At 48.7% G+C, this 16,027-nt stretch carries 13 protein-coding genes; 4 read left to right on the top strand and 9 right to left on the bottom strand.

Annotated elements, in window-relative coordinates:
* Positions 1–263: 263 nt before the first annotated feature.
* From LX98_RS19070 to LX98_RS19080, 3 genes are all read right to left on the bottom strand, one after another.
* Entirely contained in the window at positions 264–1,466 is a 1,203-nt protein-coding gene (locus LX98_RS19070) for an aminotransferase class I/II-fold pyridoxal phosphate-dependent enzyme (protein ID WP_496430353.1), read from the bottom strand.
* Positions 1,467–1,924: 458 nt separating this feature from the next.
* On the bottom strand, positions 1,925–2,536 hold the full coding sequence (gene yihA / locus LX98_RS19075; RefSeq protein ID WP_496430354.1) for a ribosome biogenesis GTP-binding protein YihA/YsxC: 612 nt from the start codon (positions 2,534–2,536) through the stop codon (positions 1,925–1,927).
* Between the two features lie 87 nt (positions 2,537–2,623).
* Positions 2,624–3,535, bottom strand: coding sequence for a hypothetical protein (locus LX98_RS19080; RefSeq protein ID WP_496430355.1), 912 nt, complete (start codon positions 3,533–3,535; stop codon positions 2,624–2,626).
* 368 nt (positions 3,536–3,903) lie between these two features.
* Here LX98_RS19080 and LX98_RS19085 point away from each other — a divergent pair, with 368 nt between their 5' ends.
* The 3 genes from LX98_RS19085 to LX98_RS19095 are packed head-to-tail and all read left to right on the top strand — an operon-like array spanning position 3,904 to position 5,901.
* Positions 3,904–4,698: a TIGR04255 family protein gene (locus LX98_RS19085; RefSeq protein WP_496430356.1), complete on the top strand. Its 795-nt coding sequence runs from the start codon at positions 3,904–3,906 to the stop codon at positions 4,696–4,698.
* Between the two features lie 49 nt (positions 4,699–4,747).
* On the top strand, positions 4,748–5,443 hold the full coding sequence (locus LX98_RS19090) for a hypothetical protein (protein ID WP_496430357.1): 696 nt from the start codon (positions 4,748–4,750) through the stop codon (positions 5,441–5,443).
* A complete protein-coding gene (locus LX98_RS19095; protein ID WP_496430358.1) occupies positions 5,440–5,901 on the top strand; it encodes a hypothetical protein in 462 nt (153 codons plus the stop codon). Before LX98_RS19090 ends, LX98_RS19095 begins: the two co-directional genes overlap by 4 nt.
* 97 nt (positions 5,902–5,998) lie before the next feature.
* Here the strand turns inward: LX98_RS19095 and smpB are convergent, their stop codons facing one another.
* Positions 5,999–6,478, bottom strand: a complete 480-nt coding sequence (smpB, locus tag LX98_RS19100; RefSeq protein ID WP_496430359.1) for an SsrA-binding protein SmpB — start codon at positions 6,476–6,478, stop codon at positions 5,999–6,001.
* Between the two features lie 325 nt (positions 6,479–6,803).
* On the opposite strand from smpB, the gene LX98_RS19105 reads away from it, so the two are divergent.
* The gene (locus LX98_RS19105; protein ID WP_496430360.1) at positions 6,804–7,340 is read left to right on the top strand and encodes a DciA family protein; all 537 of its coding nucleotides are present in this window, start codon (positions 6,804–6,806) and stop codon (positions 7,338–7,340) included.
* Here LX98_RS19105 and LX98_RS19110 read toward each other — a convergent pair.
* From LX98_RS19110 to dnaA, 5 genes are all read right to left on the bottom strand, one after another.
* Entirely contained in the window at positions 7,264–7,875 is a 612-nt protein-coding gene (locus LX98_RS19110) for a hypothetical protein (RefSeq protein ID WP_496430361.1), read from the bottom strand. The genes LX98_RS19105 and LX98_RS19110 overlap by 77 nt on opposite strands.
* A 176-nt stretch (positions 7,876–8,051) precedes the next feature.
* Positions 8,052–10,553, bottom strand: coding sequence for a DNA gyrase subunit A (gyrA, locus tag LX98_RS19115; RefSeq protein ID WP_442431530.1), 2,502 nt, complete (start codon positions 10,551–10,553; stop codon positions 8,052–8,054).
* Positions 10,554–10,654: 101 nt separating this feature from the next.
* On the bottom strand, positions 10,655–13,159 hold the full coding sequence (gene gyrB, locus LX98_RS19120; RefSeq protein ID WP_496430362.1) for a DNA topoisomerase (ATP-hydrolyzing) subunit B: 2,505 nt from the start codon (positions 13,157–13,159) through the stop codon (positions 10,655–10,657).
* 56 nt (positions 13,160–13,215) lie between these two features.
* Positions 13,216–14,340, bottom strand: coding sequence for a DNA polymerase III subunit beta (dnaN, locus tag LX98_RS19125; RefSeq protein WP_496430363.1), 1,125 nt, complete (start codon positions 14,338–14,340; stop codon positions 13,216–13,218).
* A 22-nt stretch (positions 14,341–14,362) separates the two neighbouring features.
* A complete protein-coding gene (dnaA, locus tag LX98_RS19130; RefSeq protein WP_376753421.1) occupies positions 14,363–15,730 on the bottom strand; it encodes a chromosomal replication initiator protein DnaA in 1,368 nt (455 codons plus the stop codon).
* Positions 15,731–16,027: the final 297 nt, after the last annotated feature.

Raw genomic sequence — 16,027 nt, forward strand, 5'->3', positions numbered from 1 at the left:
GACTAAATGATTGGCAGGGGGGCTGTTGAAAAAAGCCGCCAGCGGCGTCCTCTCCATTTTTTCGTGCTCACGTACTGGAAGTACGCTCTGCGCGCAAAAAATGGCTGCGGCCTTGCTGGACGAACTTTTTTGAACTGCCCCGAGATCTCTGATAGGCCACGTCCCTGGGAGCCAAAATGCCAGTGGAACTATTACTGTTCAACACTCCAAAGGAAGATCGAGTATCCACGAGAGGGTATGAAACCATTCACATGGTTTTTCCATCAACGCTTGTGAAATGAATTTGTGAGATTCTCCCCGGCTTGTTTGAGCACCTGGCTTGTTTTGGCAAAGGCAAAACGGACGAGGTGTTGCCCAAGATCCGTCGCCTGGTAATAAAACGCGCTGCCCGGAACCACCGCCACCTTCGCCTCAGTGATCAACCATGTGGCAAACGATTGGGAATCACCCTGATGTTCCCAAGGCCCATAGCCGGCTAAAAGGTAATAGGCCCCTTGAGGAACATAGGGCTCAAATCCACTGTCGGTCAAAATCTGCATAGTGAGTTCCCGACGCCGAAGGAATCTCGCTCGCAGGTCAGTATAGTAGGTCTCGGGTAGGGCCAAAGCCGTGACCGCCGCATATTGGAAGGGCGTGGGAGCACAGATCGTGAGGTAATCATGTACCGTGCGGATTGCGGTCGTCACATCCTTTGAAGCCAGAACATACCCAAGGCGCCACCCTGTTGCCGCATAGATTTTTGACAGGCCTCCGGTGACGACCAGACCTTTCCAGTCGGGCGCCAGTGTTGCCGGGGCAATATGCCGATAAGGTTCGTAGTACAAATGATCATAGATTTCATCCGTCACCACATAGATCCCATGCTGGTCAGCCAGAGCCAGGATGGCGTTCAGTTCCTCCCGCGTGAAGACATGACCGGAAGGATTATGAGGAGTATTCAGAATAATGGCCCTGGTGCGAGGGCTGATGGCTGACCGAAGTTCATTCAGAGGTACCGCATAATCGGGTGGACGAAGCGTGACAAACCGTGGCGTACCGCTGGCAAAATACACAGCCGGAACGTAATTTTCGTGGGCGGGTTCGATGATGATGACCTCATCGCCACTCTCGACCAAGGCCAGCATGGCCGCCACAATTGCTTCCGTCACACCACAGGTAATGGTGATTTCTGTCTCGGGGTCAAAAGTCAAACCATGGCGTTCGTGCACATGTCCGGCAATGGCTTCCCGTAACTCTGCCAATCCCCAGGTCACCGAATATTGGTTGTGATCATGGGTAATGGCATCAATTGCGGCTTGCTTCACCACAGGTGCGGTGGGAAAGTCGGGACGGCCTTGAGCCAGGTTAATCGCTTCATGTTCCATGGCAATCCGCATATTTTCGCGAATCTGCGATGGCCCGATCCGATCAAGTCTGGAGGGAGGGTTGAAGGTCATGGGTGTATTCGTATCACCAAACAGTGGCATGGCTTACCTTCATATTGAGAAATGAATAAATATACAGGGAGAGCCGGCTATTCCATTTGCCGGCCGTGCATGAATAGACAACATGTGAAAAATTGGGGGACTCGTCAGAATAGGAGATCTCAGGGAAGTTCTTCAACCTCGACATGAAACCAGGAATGAAGGATTATGGGATGGATACAAAAAGAATGTCATTCGGAGGCTGTTGAATATTTCTCGTGTCTTACATTTTCATCACTGGATGAGTGACAGAACCCCGAAGACGGAAAAATAAGGGAGTATTCAAAAAGGCGCGTATTCTCACCCGCCCGCCCCGGCATAAAGACATGCCTATTCCCATGGCAAGGCCGCAGCCGTTTGGGCGAGCGGAACGTACGGAGGAGTAAGTGAGCACGACCACGCGGCGAGAACGCATCGCCTGCCCATCCTGAAAGGTGGCTCATTTGTTTTCAACACTCCCATTAGGGAAGGGGAGCGTCCAGAGTCAGCACCTCTCGCAACTGGTCAAGCAGCAACTGTTTGCCTTCCCCGGTATAGGCTGACAGGAAAAGCGGGTCCTCCTCCATACTCAAACCTTCACGCAATTCCCTCAGCGCAGCCTGACGGTGACCCCTTGTGACCTTATCCGCCTTGGTGGCCACCACCATCACCGGAATCTTCAGCCGCATGAGCCACTCGACCATCGCCCGATCCGATTCCTGTACCCGCCGGGAATCCACCAGCACTACCACACCCTGTAAATTCTTGCGTGTCCGCAAATATTCTTCAATCAGGGGACCCCAGAGCTCTCGAATCCGTTCAGGCACTTTGGCAAATCCGTATCCGGGAAGATCGACCAGCATAAAACGTGGGCCGTTCGTGGCAATCTCAAAAAAATTAATGGTTTGGGTTTTTCCAGGGGTCTTACCGACCTTGGCCAACCCTTTCTGATTCACCAAACAATTAATGGCCGAGGATTTCCCGACATTAGAACGGCCGACGATGGCCACTTCCGGAAGCGTCGGTTTCAGAAATTGCTCAACCGTCCCGCAACTCGCCTTGAATTCAGCAGAAAATATTTTAAACGCTCCCACGAAGAGTTCCTCTTTTTCATGTACAGACTAATTGAGCAATTGACGCCAATCCTGTTTGGCTCATCATGAGGCCACGGCCATCATATCTTAGGAAGTCACCAATTCCCTATACCACTCGCTAAACAACCGACTGCCTATTGAAAGTGTGGCTTCTTCATCCCGAATCCAGCGGCTGACCAGCCCCAACGTACACAGCGTATCCGCGACAGGCTTGATCGTCGGCAGCCCTATGGCCCGCGCCACCTCTCTTGGGTTCACCGGTTTGTTTGCTTCAATCACAAAGGTCAGCACTTGATGTTCGAGAGGTTCCCGCAGTTGATTGATACAATCTTGGAAAAAGGAGGAGAGGGATTGTTTCACCTCGCTGACAATCTGTTCCGTCGGAATATGGATTTCTTCGTGCAGGAATGCAGCCTGGAATAGCTTGAAGATATAGGGATGAGTCCCGGCATAGGTGAAGACGGTGGACTGCTGTTCTGTGGAAAATTCCGGACTGAATAGCTGCTGTGCTTCCTTTTCCAAAAACACCGACAAGGGGATCAACTTCAGTGTGTGTGGCAAATTGCCTTCTCTCACCACCTCCCGCCATGCCCGTGCTCCGGCAAAGACCGTGGATCCTCCAGGCAAAAGATCAATGCCTGAAAGCGAACGAGTCTTCCCTTCAACCAGCCGGTCACAGTTATCAAGGAGAAGAATGGTGTCAGGATTTGGCGGGCGGGAATGGAATCGTTTCCAATCAGCCTCGTCGGCAACATCCACGTACAACGCAGAAGGACCGGTGGACTTGGAAGATGGCCCCGCATGATTCAGTTGCCAGGCAAGGTGAAGCAACAACGAGGTTTTCCCTAACTTTGGCCCCCCAACAAGGCTCAAAGATTCCCCTCGTTCCAACCGCCGCAACATATTGCGGACTAATCCCTCACGGCCTTTGAAATCTCCAGGCCGAAAAACCGGCGCCGCCGGATTGGGTGAAGAGAGCTGATTAGTGGGATTGGACATAACAGTGAGTGTAGAAGCTCACTCCAAGGTTGGCAACGAAAAGGCCATTTCTTCAGGTGTGCATGGTGAAATACTCATCAAGTGGGCATCACCAGGTTCCGAAACAAACTTAAAAAGTCACAAGTATATATCAAGGACAGAGAATAGACATTAAACTAATTTTGGGCACTCTCAAGGCCAGATTTCCCTTTTCGTAGGTTCTTCAACATAGCTAAATTTGGTTGTTTTTGTTATAAATATGATCCATTAAACTCTTGTCTCCTAAAATAAAGATGCTGCCTACCTTATCTCGTTTTTATTAACCACACACATTATTTCTCCAATCATGGGAATTATTCCTTCTTAAATTCTCACTCTTGTCAGGTTCAATGAATAAAAAAAGACTCCCAGATTATGAAAAACCTCCTTTGGCCGAAGTTGTAATGGGTGTCAAGTTTCAACCCTTACTGGGAATAAAGGTACCTCACTACGGGTTATTTTGGGGAGAGGTGAAAAAGGAATTTACTACATGTCAGAACGCTCCCGTTTTGGGTGATTTAAGAGGATTAGAGGAACCCGAAACGGGCGGGCTTCCAATTCCCCGAGTTTGGCTTATTAATGAGGGAGAAGATTATTTAATTCAGCTACAAAAAAATCATTTCTTTTTTAATTGGCGGAAAAAAGATGGGGTATATCCACGCTTTGATAATATAGCGCCAAAATTTTACGAAAACTTCAAAAAATTTCAAAAGTTCTGTGCGCAAAACGATCTTGGAGATATTGTTCCTCAAAGGTTTGAACTCTCTTACATCAATCATATTTTGATAAATGAGGGATGGAAGAATATTCAAGAAATCGCGAAGATATTTCCAGATATTAACTGGCGTAATACCCAATCTCGATATCTGCAAGGAATGACAACCATAAATTGGCTATCTGAATTCAATACATCTAACCCTAAAAATGGTAAGGTTATCGTAAAGGTAAGCCATGGGGTAAAACGTCCAGAGAATATCCCATTGATTGTTTTTGAAATTACAGTTCGTGGCAGCTGTGAAATCCTTCAAGAAGTTACACAAGAAGAATGGTTTAAAGCAGCACACGACGCCATTCTGTGGACCTTCGAAGACCTTACCGCAGAAGAGGTTCAGGAAAAAATTTGGAAAAAGAAAAATGAGAATTAATCATGAACTTTCAATTCTAGGAAATTTTTTCTATAGGAAAATCTGAAGCATGGTTTCGTCAAACGCAACATTGCCAAATACAGATACTGATGAATATGAGACTTTTAGTCAGGACGCGTCCTCCTACTCTATTCAATGGTCTAATGAGGATTTACTTTATACCGCTGGAAAGGCTTGGGAGCTAAACCCAGCAAGATATAAAAAAATTCAAAATGAACTAACCAATACTACTGTAGATACAGTTTGTAGCCTTGTTGATTTCTCATATTCTATTCATGGTTATGAAGCTAACACTCCTTTTGGGCAGTTGTTTGCCTTGGAGGATGAGAAGCGAATGGATTTGATAGAGGGAGTAAAAAATTCTTCCCTTCCCTACACGGAGAAAATTTATAATCGTCTCAATAAATTGATAGAAGCGTCTGAGGAGGAATATCCAAATACTGAGCTCACGTCCACTGATTCACTATATGGGTTTATAAAATTTTTAAAAGAATTCGAAAAACTGAATATCAAATATCCTGATATTACCCTTACACCACTTGGGAAAATACGCATTCAATGGCAAACGGATAGAGAGCATTATTTGTCCGTAGAGTTTATTTCTAACCAAGAAGTAAAGATTGTCCTTTTTACACCAGACAATAAGATCATTGGAAAAATTAGTCGCATTTCGGCAAAGATGCCAATTGTAAGTATTTCCGACAACCTCCAGCCTTACAAAGTTCTTACCTGGATCACCGAATGATCCATGACAAAATCTCACCAGGCAATACTATCTCCAGATATTGTGGTTTCCAAACATTATCCGAAGAAACCGGCTATCCGACAGCAGACGCCTATAAACTTTCGGATACAGATAGAAAACATACCCCTCCCTATCTTTCATTCAATTGGCTTGAGTATTTCCAAGGAAAAAAGAGGACTGAACAAATAGACGAGATTAGAACTATTCTAAACAAAAAAATGAGAAGAATTGGCACTCAGGCCAGGCTTGCGCTATTGGCAGTTGAGGAAATACATCAAGAATTTAAATATGCACAAGAAAACCCTAACATCGACCTACAACATCTTCCAGTTGAAACCCCTGAATGGAACGATCCTTCACATTGCGGACTTTTTTGGGACATTGACCAAGATGAAGATGTTATAGCCGCCCTGCTTGCTCAAATACCATGTAATCTAGTGCCTGCCAAGAAGGATTAAACGACCGTTGAATCCAAAAATTCAAAAACAAATTATGATTTAATATTTATTAATAATTTGATATCTTTTGCAAATCCCAGAGAATCTTCCTTGTTTTTTATGATCGGGACTCTTTCATCGCGCGGTCGATTTCGCGACCGGCTTCCCGCTTTTTGATGGTGTCCCGCCGGTCGTAGTTTTTCTTCCCTCGCCCGAGGGCGAGTTCCAGCTTGACCCGCCCTCTGTCATTGAAATAGAGGCGAAGCGGGACGAGGGTAAGTCCTTTCTGTTGGACTTTTTCCCCTAACCGCTCGATCTCTTTCTTATGCAACAGCAGGGTTCTTGGGCGTAACGGCTCGTGGTTCATTTGATTGCCGTGGCTGTAGGTGCCGATATGGCAGTTATGCAGTATGGCTTTGCCATTGATGATAGCGGCGTAACTCTCCTTCAGATTCAGGCGTCCCTCCCGTAAGGCTTTGACTTCGGTCCCGACCAGTACGATGCCGGCTTCGACCTTCTCTTCTATCATGTAGTCATAGAAGGCCTTCCGGTTGGTGCTAAGGACTTTACTGGATGGGTCTGTTTTTTGTTTTGCCATGCCTGAATTTCCTTAGTGGACTGTTGAAAAAGGTCGCCAGCGGCGTTCTCATTGCTTCGAAGGGCTCAACGTACCTACCCGGTACGCCTCTCCCTCCTCGCGGCTTGCGGCCTTGCTGGACGACTTTTTTGAACAGCCCCTCTTTCTTCTATTGGCTACCTATCAAAGTCGCTTGAAATAACGGACTATTAATTATTCATCACCCCCTACAACCCCTACAAGATGCCGGAGAATGGATCTCTTCCTGGAATCGAGATGACCAAACCATAAAGAAAAGTCCAAGACGGATGAATCAAGCCGGACAGTACGATAGAATACCCACACAATGAGTTCCTTTGAATCGATTCAGAGTCTTATTCAAGATTTTTCCAAAGGGAATCCGCTCGGCCTCAAACTGTCTGAGGTTCAACTCCAACAGGAGTGGGAACATCTTGTGGGTGCGACGATGGCCAAACATTCCTACCCTGAGAGTATCCGCTTTAAAAAATTGCATCTGGTGGCGGATAACTCAATTTGGCTTCAGCAGCTCATGTTTTTGAGACCGGCCATTTTGGAAGCCATTCATTCGATGATGCCGGAACTGGGCTTATCGGAGGTCGTCTTACGCATCGGCTCCATTCCTCAATCCCCGCCTCAACCGGATCCACTACCCCAAGACCCTCCCCATTTTGTCGGTGAACCGTCGCCCTTTGCCACCGGCTTAGCGAAACGGCTGAGTAATCCCGACCTCCAAACCCTCCTCTCTCAGACTATCACTAAAGCCCTTGCTGAAGCATCGCCCTCGACTAGGGAGCCGGGGAAGACGTCTGATTATGAAGACTTGCCTCCTCCCACGCCTCTTGAAACACCCACTGCATCGTAAGCGTTCGATCCTTTGACCCGCTTCGGTTCCAGGGGCCGATCCATCCCGCCTGACCGTCCGCATCGGCACGATACCCGGCTCGCACAGCAGCCTCAAAGTTTTTCCGAAAGGTTTTTTCCGAATCGTCTTCGACCTCATTGGCAACATACCGGTGAAGGTTATCCGGCTCGGTCCAGAATGGATCTGAAAAAATGAGGATTTGTAACGTTTGGTATCGTCCGCGAGGATCGTCGGGAGTGGTGGGGCGGATTTTCATGTCCGCGAAATCACGGGTGGCCCTGCCGACATCGCCAAACCGCCTGACCAGGGTTTGTATTTCGGGATCACTGGTATAGGGGGGCACGTGGACGGCCACCAACGATCCCTCATGAGCTCCGATACTATAAGGCGGGATGGACCGGTCCGGCCGGGAGAGGAACATGCCGAGGGAGATGACAAAAATCCCTCCGATCAAAATGCCTAATCCCATTAGAACGATGGGATCGAACTTTTTGCGCCTTGCTGGTTGGTCGGGGGATTTGTGAGGGGAATCCAACCTACAACCTTCCCTCAGACAATCGCTTCCTTCTGCTTCCTCTTGTGAGCCGGGGAAGATGCAAGCGGGGGAGTAATTGAAGAAGAATACGCGGGTGAGATGACCGTTCAATTTCTCTGGTCATCTCGGAACACACCGGCGTCTTCGGCTTGCTGTTCTGAGAGGGTCGCGTGAACTTATTCCGTTGAGGAGGCCGGTTCATCTGGCATCTCGCCATTGAGTTCATCCGGTTCGGGTAGATCGCCTTCATCTGTCTCAGCGAGTTTGGCGACGCCCACCACCCGATCGTCATCGGGCAAGTGGATCAGCCGTACCCCTTGGGCATTGCGTCCGATTTCTCTGATATCTCCCATGCGGGTGCGAAGGATCATGCCCTCTGCGGACATGAGCATAATCTCATCGGATTCCCAGACTTGATGGAACGAAATGGCCGGGCCGTTTTTCTCCGTGACTTTGACGCTGATAACGCCTTTTCCAGCCCGTGATTGGAGCCGATATTCCTCTACCTGTGTGCGTTTACCATACCCGCGTTCGGTGACGGTCAGAATGGAGGATTGCGTTTGACTGGTAATCGTGACCATCCCGATAACCTCATTGCTCGCCGCCAACGTGATGCCCCTGACTCCACGGGCCGTTCGTCCAACCGGACGGACATCTTCCTCACGAAAGCGAATGACAATGCCCATTCGGGTGCCCAGGAGAATTTCTCTCGTGCCATCTGTAATATCCACGCCGATGAGCCGGTCGCCTTCCTCCAGGGTCAATGCAATAATCCCCCCTTGCCGGGGATGGCTGAATGCAGCCAGATCGGTTTTTTTAATATAGCCTTTTTGCGTCGCCATCACGACATACTGGTCTTCGGCAAACACCCGGACCGGCAGGGTCGCGGTGACCCGCTCGCCCTGGCTGATGGTCAGCAGATTCACAATGGCTTTGCCTTTGCTAGACCGTCCGACATCGGGCAATTGATACACTTTAAGCCAGTACACCCGACCGGCATCGGTGAAGAACAACAGGTAATCATGGGTTGAGGCCGTAAAGATTTGTTCGACGAAGTCCTCTTCCTTGACCCCCATGCCGACTTTCCCTTTTCCACCCCGGCGTTGGGCCCGATAGATGGAAACGGCATTCCGCTTAATATAGCCCGCATGTGTAATGGTCACGACGACTTCTTCCTCCGCGATCAAATCTTCCATTTGCAGCTCGGCTTCGGCAGGAAGGATCTGTGTTCGTCGCTCATCGGAATATTGTTCTTTGATTTCGACTAATTCCTGTTTCACGATTTGTCGCACCATCGCATCGGACGCTAATATGGTGCGCAAATGGGCAATGCGGGAGACCAGTTCGTTATATTCCTGTGTGAGCTTGTCCTGTTCCAGTTGGGTCAAGCGTTGCAACCGCATTTCCAGGATGGCCGTGGCTTGCACCTCGCTCAAGGTAAACTGGCTCATCAGACCCTGGCGAGCGGTTTCCGGAGAAGACGCTCCACGGATGAGAGCAATGACCTCATCCAGGAACTCCAGGGCTCGCCTCAAACCCTCTAAGATGTGGGCGCGTTCTTCGGCTTTGCGAAGATCGTACGCCGTCCGGCGAATCACCACTTCTTTACGGTGCTCAAGGAACGCAGCCAAAATCTGTTTGAGGGTCAGCACCTCAGGACGGTTCCCCACCAGGGCCAACATGATGACTCCGAAGGTCGTTTGCATCTGGGTGTGTTTATAGAGTTGATTCAGTAAGACCGCCGCGTTTTCGTTTCTCTTGAGTTCAATCACCACGCGAAGTCCATCCCGGTCGGATTCGTCGCGAAGATCGGAAATTCCTTCCACCCGTTTTTCGTGGATGAGTTCGGCGATCTTTTCTATCAGCTTGGCCTTGTTGACCTGGTACGGCAGCTCCGTCACGATGATACGCGACCGCTCGGTACGTTCATCGACCTCTATTTCCGCTTTTGCCCGAAGAGACAGGAGACCTCGTCCCGTTTCATAGGCGTCTTTGATCCCTTGCGTGCCATAGATAAATCCGGCGGTGGGGAAATCGGGTCCGGGTATACATTCCATGAGTTCGCGAATGGTCACCTCGGGCCGTTCAATAAGGGCAATCAGCGCGGCGACGACTTCGCCTAAATTGTGCGTGGGAATATTGGTGGCATACCCGACCGCAATGCCTCCTGCTCCATTCACTAACAGATTCGGAATACGAGCTGGCAACACGATGGGCTCTTGGGACGACTCATCGTACGTCGGGGTAAAGTTGACGGTCTCCCGGTCGATATCGACCAGCATTTCCTCGGCCAGCTTGGTTAAGCGGGCTTCGGTGTAGCGCATGGCTGCGGGCGGATCGCCATCAACCGAGCCATAATTTCCCTGGCCATCCACCAAGGGATACCGCATATTGAAATCCTGGGCCATACGAACCAAGGTGTCGTAAATGGCTGAATCACCATGCGGGTGATAGTTACCCATGATTTCGCCGACAATTTTTGCGGATTTCCTGTAGGGCTTCCCGGCAGCCAGACCCATTTCATTCATGCCATACAGGATGCGCCGATGAACCGGCTTGAGCCCGTCTCGCACGTCCGGCAACGCCCGCCCGACAATGACGCTCATGGCGTAGTCCAAATAGGACAAACGCATTTCATCTTCAATAGCGACTTGCGTCAGACGTGGTTCAACCGGCATACGTCACTCCTCGAAAGGCCTCATCACCCTTCATGTGCTGCACTTTGACTGATTTACTCTGGCTCAACATTCGGGGTCACACAACCAAACGCAGACACCTGCTAGACATCTAAATTTCGAACTTCCAGGGCATGCTTTTGAATAAAATTCCGGCGGGGCTCGACCTCATCACCCATCAAAATGGTGAAGATTTCATCCACTCCCGTGGTATCTTCTAAGGTCACCTGAAGGAGACTCCGGGTCTCTGGATTCATCGTGGTGTCCCACAATTGTGTCGGATTCATCTCGCCCAATCCCTTGTATCGCTGAATGGACATGCCCTTTTTCCCGGTTTCTAAAAACTCTGTCACGAGATCCTGGCTGGTAGAAAATTCCGTTTCGATCTCTTTGCGTTTTAAGCGGTAGGGTGGTCGCCCCAATCCCAAGGCCGAAGGAGCGATCTTTTGTAATTCCCTGAAATCTGCAGATCCCACCATGTCGTGAGTCAGATTCAAAAATTTCTGACTGCCATTCCCTGCCACCCGACACAGGATATGGTGGGCCTGATGCTCTTCATCGGTCTGAATCGTCAGATCCACGGTTCCGTCGGGGAATGCGAGGCGAAGCCGGCGTGTGGCCTCCTCGATCAATACTTCCAAGTCGCCACGGTTTTTTAACAAATCCTTGGTTAATTCCGGAAAATCCACTAACACGCGGAGCAGCGCCGGCTCTATTTGCTTTTGCCCCTGACGGATTAAGAGCCCTTCAAATCCCACCAGCTTATCTAATATCGGAATGAGTTCATCCCTGGTCACAAATTCGTTTTGTTCCGGAAGAAAGAGTTGGGTATCCTCCACGGCGAGATTAGACAAATAGGTATTCATCGCCGCTTCGTCTTTGAGATACTTCTCGCCTTTCCCTTTTTTGACTTTAAACAAGGGAGGCTGGGCAATGTAGATATAGCCCCGCTCGATCAGTTCCGGCATTTGCCTGAAAAAGAAGGTCAGGAGAAGAGTCCGGATATGGCTGCCATCGACATCGGCATCGGTCATGATAATGATTTTGTGGTAACGGGCTCGATTGATATCAAAGGCATCTTTATCTTCTTTGCCTTTTTCTGCATCCTCCCGTGGCCGACCGATTCCGGTTCCGATGGCCATGATGAGCGTTCGAATTTCCTCACTGGCAAGCATTTTATCGAATCGAGCCTTTTCGACATTCAGGATCTTGCCTTTGAGAGGAAGGATCGCTTGTGAACGTCGATCACGCCCCTGCTTCGCCGATCCGCCGGCCGAATCACCCTCCACAAGATAGAGTTCACTGAATTGGGGATCTTTTTCGGAGCAGTCAGCCAATTTTCCTGGCAGTGATCCGCCATCCAAAGCGCCTTTTCTTCGAATCAGTTCTTTGGCTTTTCTTGCGGCTTCCCGGGCCCGTGCGGCATCCACAGACTTCCCGACGATTTTTTTGGCCACCGAAGGATTTTCTTCCAAGTACGATCCCAAGGCTTCATTGACGGCCGATTCCACAATGCCCTTGACCTCACTGTTGCCTAATTTGGCTTTGGTCTGGCCCTCAAATTGCGGATTGCGGATTTTCACGCTCACTACGGCGGTTAACCCTTCTCGAACATCTTCTCCACTCAGCGATTCCGAATCTTTTTTAAATAAATCATTGGCCGTGGCGTAACTATTGATGGTACGCGTCAAGGCCGACTTAAATCCGATGAGATGCGTGCCGCCCTCACGGGTATTAATATTATTGGCAAAGGAATACAAATTTTCTGAATACCCTTCGTTATATTGAAGGGCCAACTGGAGAATCATCTCGGGTTTTTCTACTTCCACGACAATGGGAGGATGAATGGGGGATTTGGCTTCGTTCAAATGTTCCACGAAGGAGACAATCCCTCCTATGTAACAAAACACCTGTTCTTTTTCTTTCCCCGTCCGGTCATCCCGTAAACAAATCTCCAAGCCTTTGTTGAGAAAGGCCAACTCCCGAAGTCGTTGAGCCAGGACATCAAAACTGAATTCGACGGTTTCAAATATGAGGGGATCCGGCTTAAAAATGATTTTCGTTCCGCGTTTTTTTGTGATCCCTGCAACGGTTAATGGGGTCTGCGGCTTCCCACGTTGATACTGTTGGTCGAAGACTTCCCCATTTTGCCAAATTTCCAACTCCAACCATTCCGAGAGGGCATTCACGACCGATATGCCTACGCCATGTAACCCACCCGAGACTTTATAGGCACCCTCCTCAAATTTTCCGCCCGCATGGAGGACGGTCAATGCGACTTCAGCGGCCGATTTTTTCTGGGTGGAATGCATGCCGGTGGGAATCCCTCTTCCATTATCCGAAACCATGACACTGCCATCCACTTGGAGCACGACCTGAATTTCATTTCCATAGCCGGCCATGTGTTCATCCACACTATTATCAACAACCTCATACACCATATGGTGCAGACCATCGACCCCCGTGCTGCCGATATACATGGCCGGTCGTTTTTGAACCGCTTCCAGTCCTTCCAGGACGCGGATCTGATCGGCATCGTACCGAGCATCCGAATGTTGGCGGTCTGCAGAGGGGGCAGATTCTTGGCTAGGATGTTTTGCGGATTCCATACAATTTTAGGCTTTGACTGCGTGTGGAAGAAGGAATGTTTGTTGGGTCAAATCCGTCAAACCTTCACGGGCATCACCACGGCTTTGAATGTGGGATTGCCTTGCTCTTGAATCAAACACGGGCTTAAGGGTGTTTCCATTTGAAGGGTCAGCGTGTCCGTTTCAATGACGGATAACACATCCAGGAAATACCTGGCGTTGAATCCCGTGGAAAAACTTTCTCCAACAAATTTAGCCGGAATGTCTTCATCCGCTTCTCCTAAATCCGGGCTTTTGGAAGAAAGATGAATGTGATCGGGATTGATGGACAGTTTTACGGCATGGGCTTTATCTTTCGAAAGGATTGCCACTCTTCGAAGGGCACCCTCCAAATCGGACTTGTTGACGGTAACTTTTTTGGGGCTTTCTTTCGGTACCACCTGCTGGTAGTTGGGATAAGTCCCCTCCATGATCCGTGAGGTTAACACCAACCCGCTTTTCCGAAAGATCAACATATTTTTTGTAAACCCAAGGAACGGTTGTTCGTCATCTTCTTCCAAGAGTCGCCGGATTTCTATGGCGGCTTTTTTAGGAATAATGACCTTAATTTCTGCAGAGGGGATAGCCGCTTTCTCGGGAGTCACTTCCTGCTCAGCCCAGGCTAATCGATGTCCGTCGGTTCCCACCAAACGAAGTGTCACTGTGGCTCCCGAAGGAATCAGGGTGAGAAGAAGACCGTTTAACACATATCGCGTATCTTTTTCCCCCACGGCAAAGACGGTCTTTTTCAGAAGCTGCAACAATCCTTGGGCGGGGAGCGCCATTAACCCTTCTCGTTCAATAGTTGGAAGGGCAGGGTAATCCTTACTGGGTAAGCCCACCACACGAAATTGGCTTTTTCCCGCCTTCACGGTCACCCAATTATTTTCCCCTACGACCAATTCAATGTCGGAATGCCGGATTTCTTTCAAAATATCAAAAAGCGTTCGTGCGGAAAATGTGACCGACCCGGGCTCATGGACCGTGGCTTTATAGAGACCCCTCATGCCAATTTCTAAATCAGTGGCCACAATGTCCAGACCTTCCGGCTTGGCCTCCAACAGAATATTCGCCAGGATGGGCATGGTATTCCGCTTCTCCACCACTCCCTGTACCCGTTGGAGTGCGGTTAACAAATCCTCCCTGGTTATTTGAATTTTCATAGGTGTCCTATAAACGGTGGTGTTATCCCTTACCGATTTCTTCTTTCAGGCTTTCGATTGTGGCTCGAAGAGTGGAATCCGTTTCCTGAGCCTTTTGCATTTGCTTACAAGCATGAATAATTGTTGTATGGTCTTTCCCCCCGAAGTCTCTTCCTATTTCCGGAAAGGAGGAGTCCGTCATATCCCGGCTGAGGAACATCGCAATTTGGCGAGGAAACACTAAGGTTTTCGTTCGTCGTTTCGACTTCAAGTCGGATATCTTGACATGGAACCGGTTGGCGACCACTTCTTGTATGTCCTCAGTTGTGATCACTTTCCGTTTTCCACCAAGAAGATCACGGAGGATGTGTTTAGCCATGTCCGCAGTGATTTTTTGACCCGTCAACGATGCATAGGCGCCAAGTCGAATCAGTGCCCCTTCAATTTCACGAATATTGCTTTTTAAATTCGCTGCCAACAACTGGATGACTTCCTCATTGATGGCAATACCTTCTTCCTCCGATTTTTTTCGGAGAATGGCGATTCGAGTTTCGACATCAGGTGGTTGAAGATCGGCAATCAATCCCCACTCAAAGCGTGACCGAAGCCGTTCTTCCATTGAAGGCATTTCTTTGGGAAACCGATCACTCGACAATACGATCTGTTTCCCAGCTTCATAGAGAGAATTAAATGTGTGAAAAAATTCCTCTTGTGTCCGCTCTTTCCCTGCTAAAAATTGAATATCGTCAATGAGCAGCATGTCCACATTTCTGTATCGCCTTCTCAATTCAATCATTTTGTCATAGCGGATGGAATTTATAACCTCATTCGTGAATTGCTCTGTCGTGACATACGCAATACGGAGATCGCCATGATCAGCAATATAATTGCCTATTGAGTTGAGAAGATGCGTTTTCCCCAACCCCACCCCGCCATAGATGAATAACGGGTTATACGCTTTCGCAGGTGATTCTGCGACAGCGAGACAAGCGGCATGGGCAAATTGATTACTCGCTCCCACGACAAAGTTTTTAAAGGTATATTTCGGGTTGGGAAGAGGTTGACGTCTCACCCGTTGAAGTTGAGCGGGCACGCGGTTTTCCCGAACTTCTGTTTTGAGCTGAGGCGATGGCTCTCCGTCTCCATCCTGCTCTTTCATGACAAAAATAATCTCCGCCGGATTCACCCCTTCGACATGATGAAAGGCCTCTTTGAGTAAATCTTTATAGTTTCTGCCTAACCATTCCCCAAAAAATCTATTTGGAACCCGGATATGAACTTGGTCTTCCGTAAGACTCTCTAAAACCAGAGGTTGAAACCATGTTTCAATAGTGTCATCTCCCACCCGAGGGCTGACAAAGTTCAACACGTCCACCCAAACTTTATCATTGTTAATATTAGGTAAATTCAACTTATTCACAATATTATTCACAGATGTTAATAGTAACGGCACCGAGTATGAATCTGCCCTATCTTATTAGACACTCCCTAATTCCTATCAACACCCTCTACCATAAACTTCATGTCCTCTATCCACAACTTCCCCGCCGATAAATTCAAACCCCAAACCACTCTCTTTACCCACATTCAAAGGTGTTTGGAATTGCAAGAGCCGTTATCCCCACTATTCCCTATCCCTACTACCACTACTCCTACTATTTCTTTGTCTTCTTTTATAACAAAGAAGAAGAGGGATAGTTATATCACC

This window comes from Nitrospira marina (assembly GCF_059568365.1).

Coding starts and splice junctions, on each gene's coding strand:
- LX98_RS19070 (WP_496430353.1), bottom strand. CDS start 1,466: ATGCCACTGTTTGGTGATACGAATACACCCATGACCTTCAACCCTCCC.
- LX98_RS19080 (WP_496430355.1), bottom strand. CDS start 3,535: ATGTCCAATCCCACTAATCAGCTCTCTTCACCCAATCCGGCGGCGCCG.
- LX98_RS19085 (WP_496430356.1), top strand. CDS start 3,904: ATGAATAAAAAAAGACTCCCAGATTATGAAAAACCTCCTTTGGCCGAA.
- LX98_RS19090 (WP_496430357.1), top strand. CDS start 4,748: ATGGTTTCGTCAAACGCAACATTGCCAAATACAGATACTGATGAATAT.
- LX98_RS19095 (WP_496430358.1), top strand. CDS start 5,440: ATGATCCATGACAAAATCTCACCAGGCAATACTATCTCCAGATATTGT.
- smpB (WP_496430359.1), bottom strand. CDS start 6,478: ATGGCAAAACAAAAAACAGACCCATCCAGTAAAGTCCTTAGCACCAAC.
- LX98_RS19105 (WP_496430360.1), top strand. CDS start 6,804: ATGAGTTCCTTTGAATCGATTCAGAGTCTTATTCAAGATTTTTCCAAA.
- gyrA (WP_442431530.1), bottom strand. CDS start 10,553: ATGCCGGTTGAACCACGTCTGACGCAAGTCGCTATTGAAGATGAAATG.
- gyrB (WP_496430362.1), bottom strand. CDS start 13,159: ATGGAATCCGCAAAACATCCTAGCCAAGAATCTGCCCCCTCTGCAGAC.
- dnaN (WP_496430363.1), bottom strand. CDS start 14,340: ATGAAAATTCAAATAACCAGGGAGGATTTGTTAACCGCACTCCAACGG.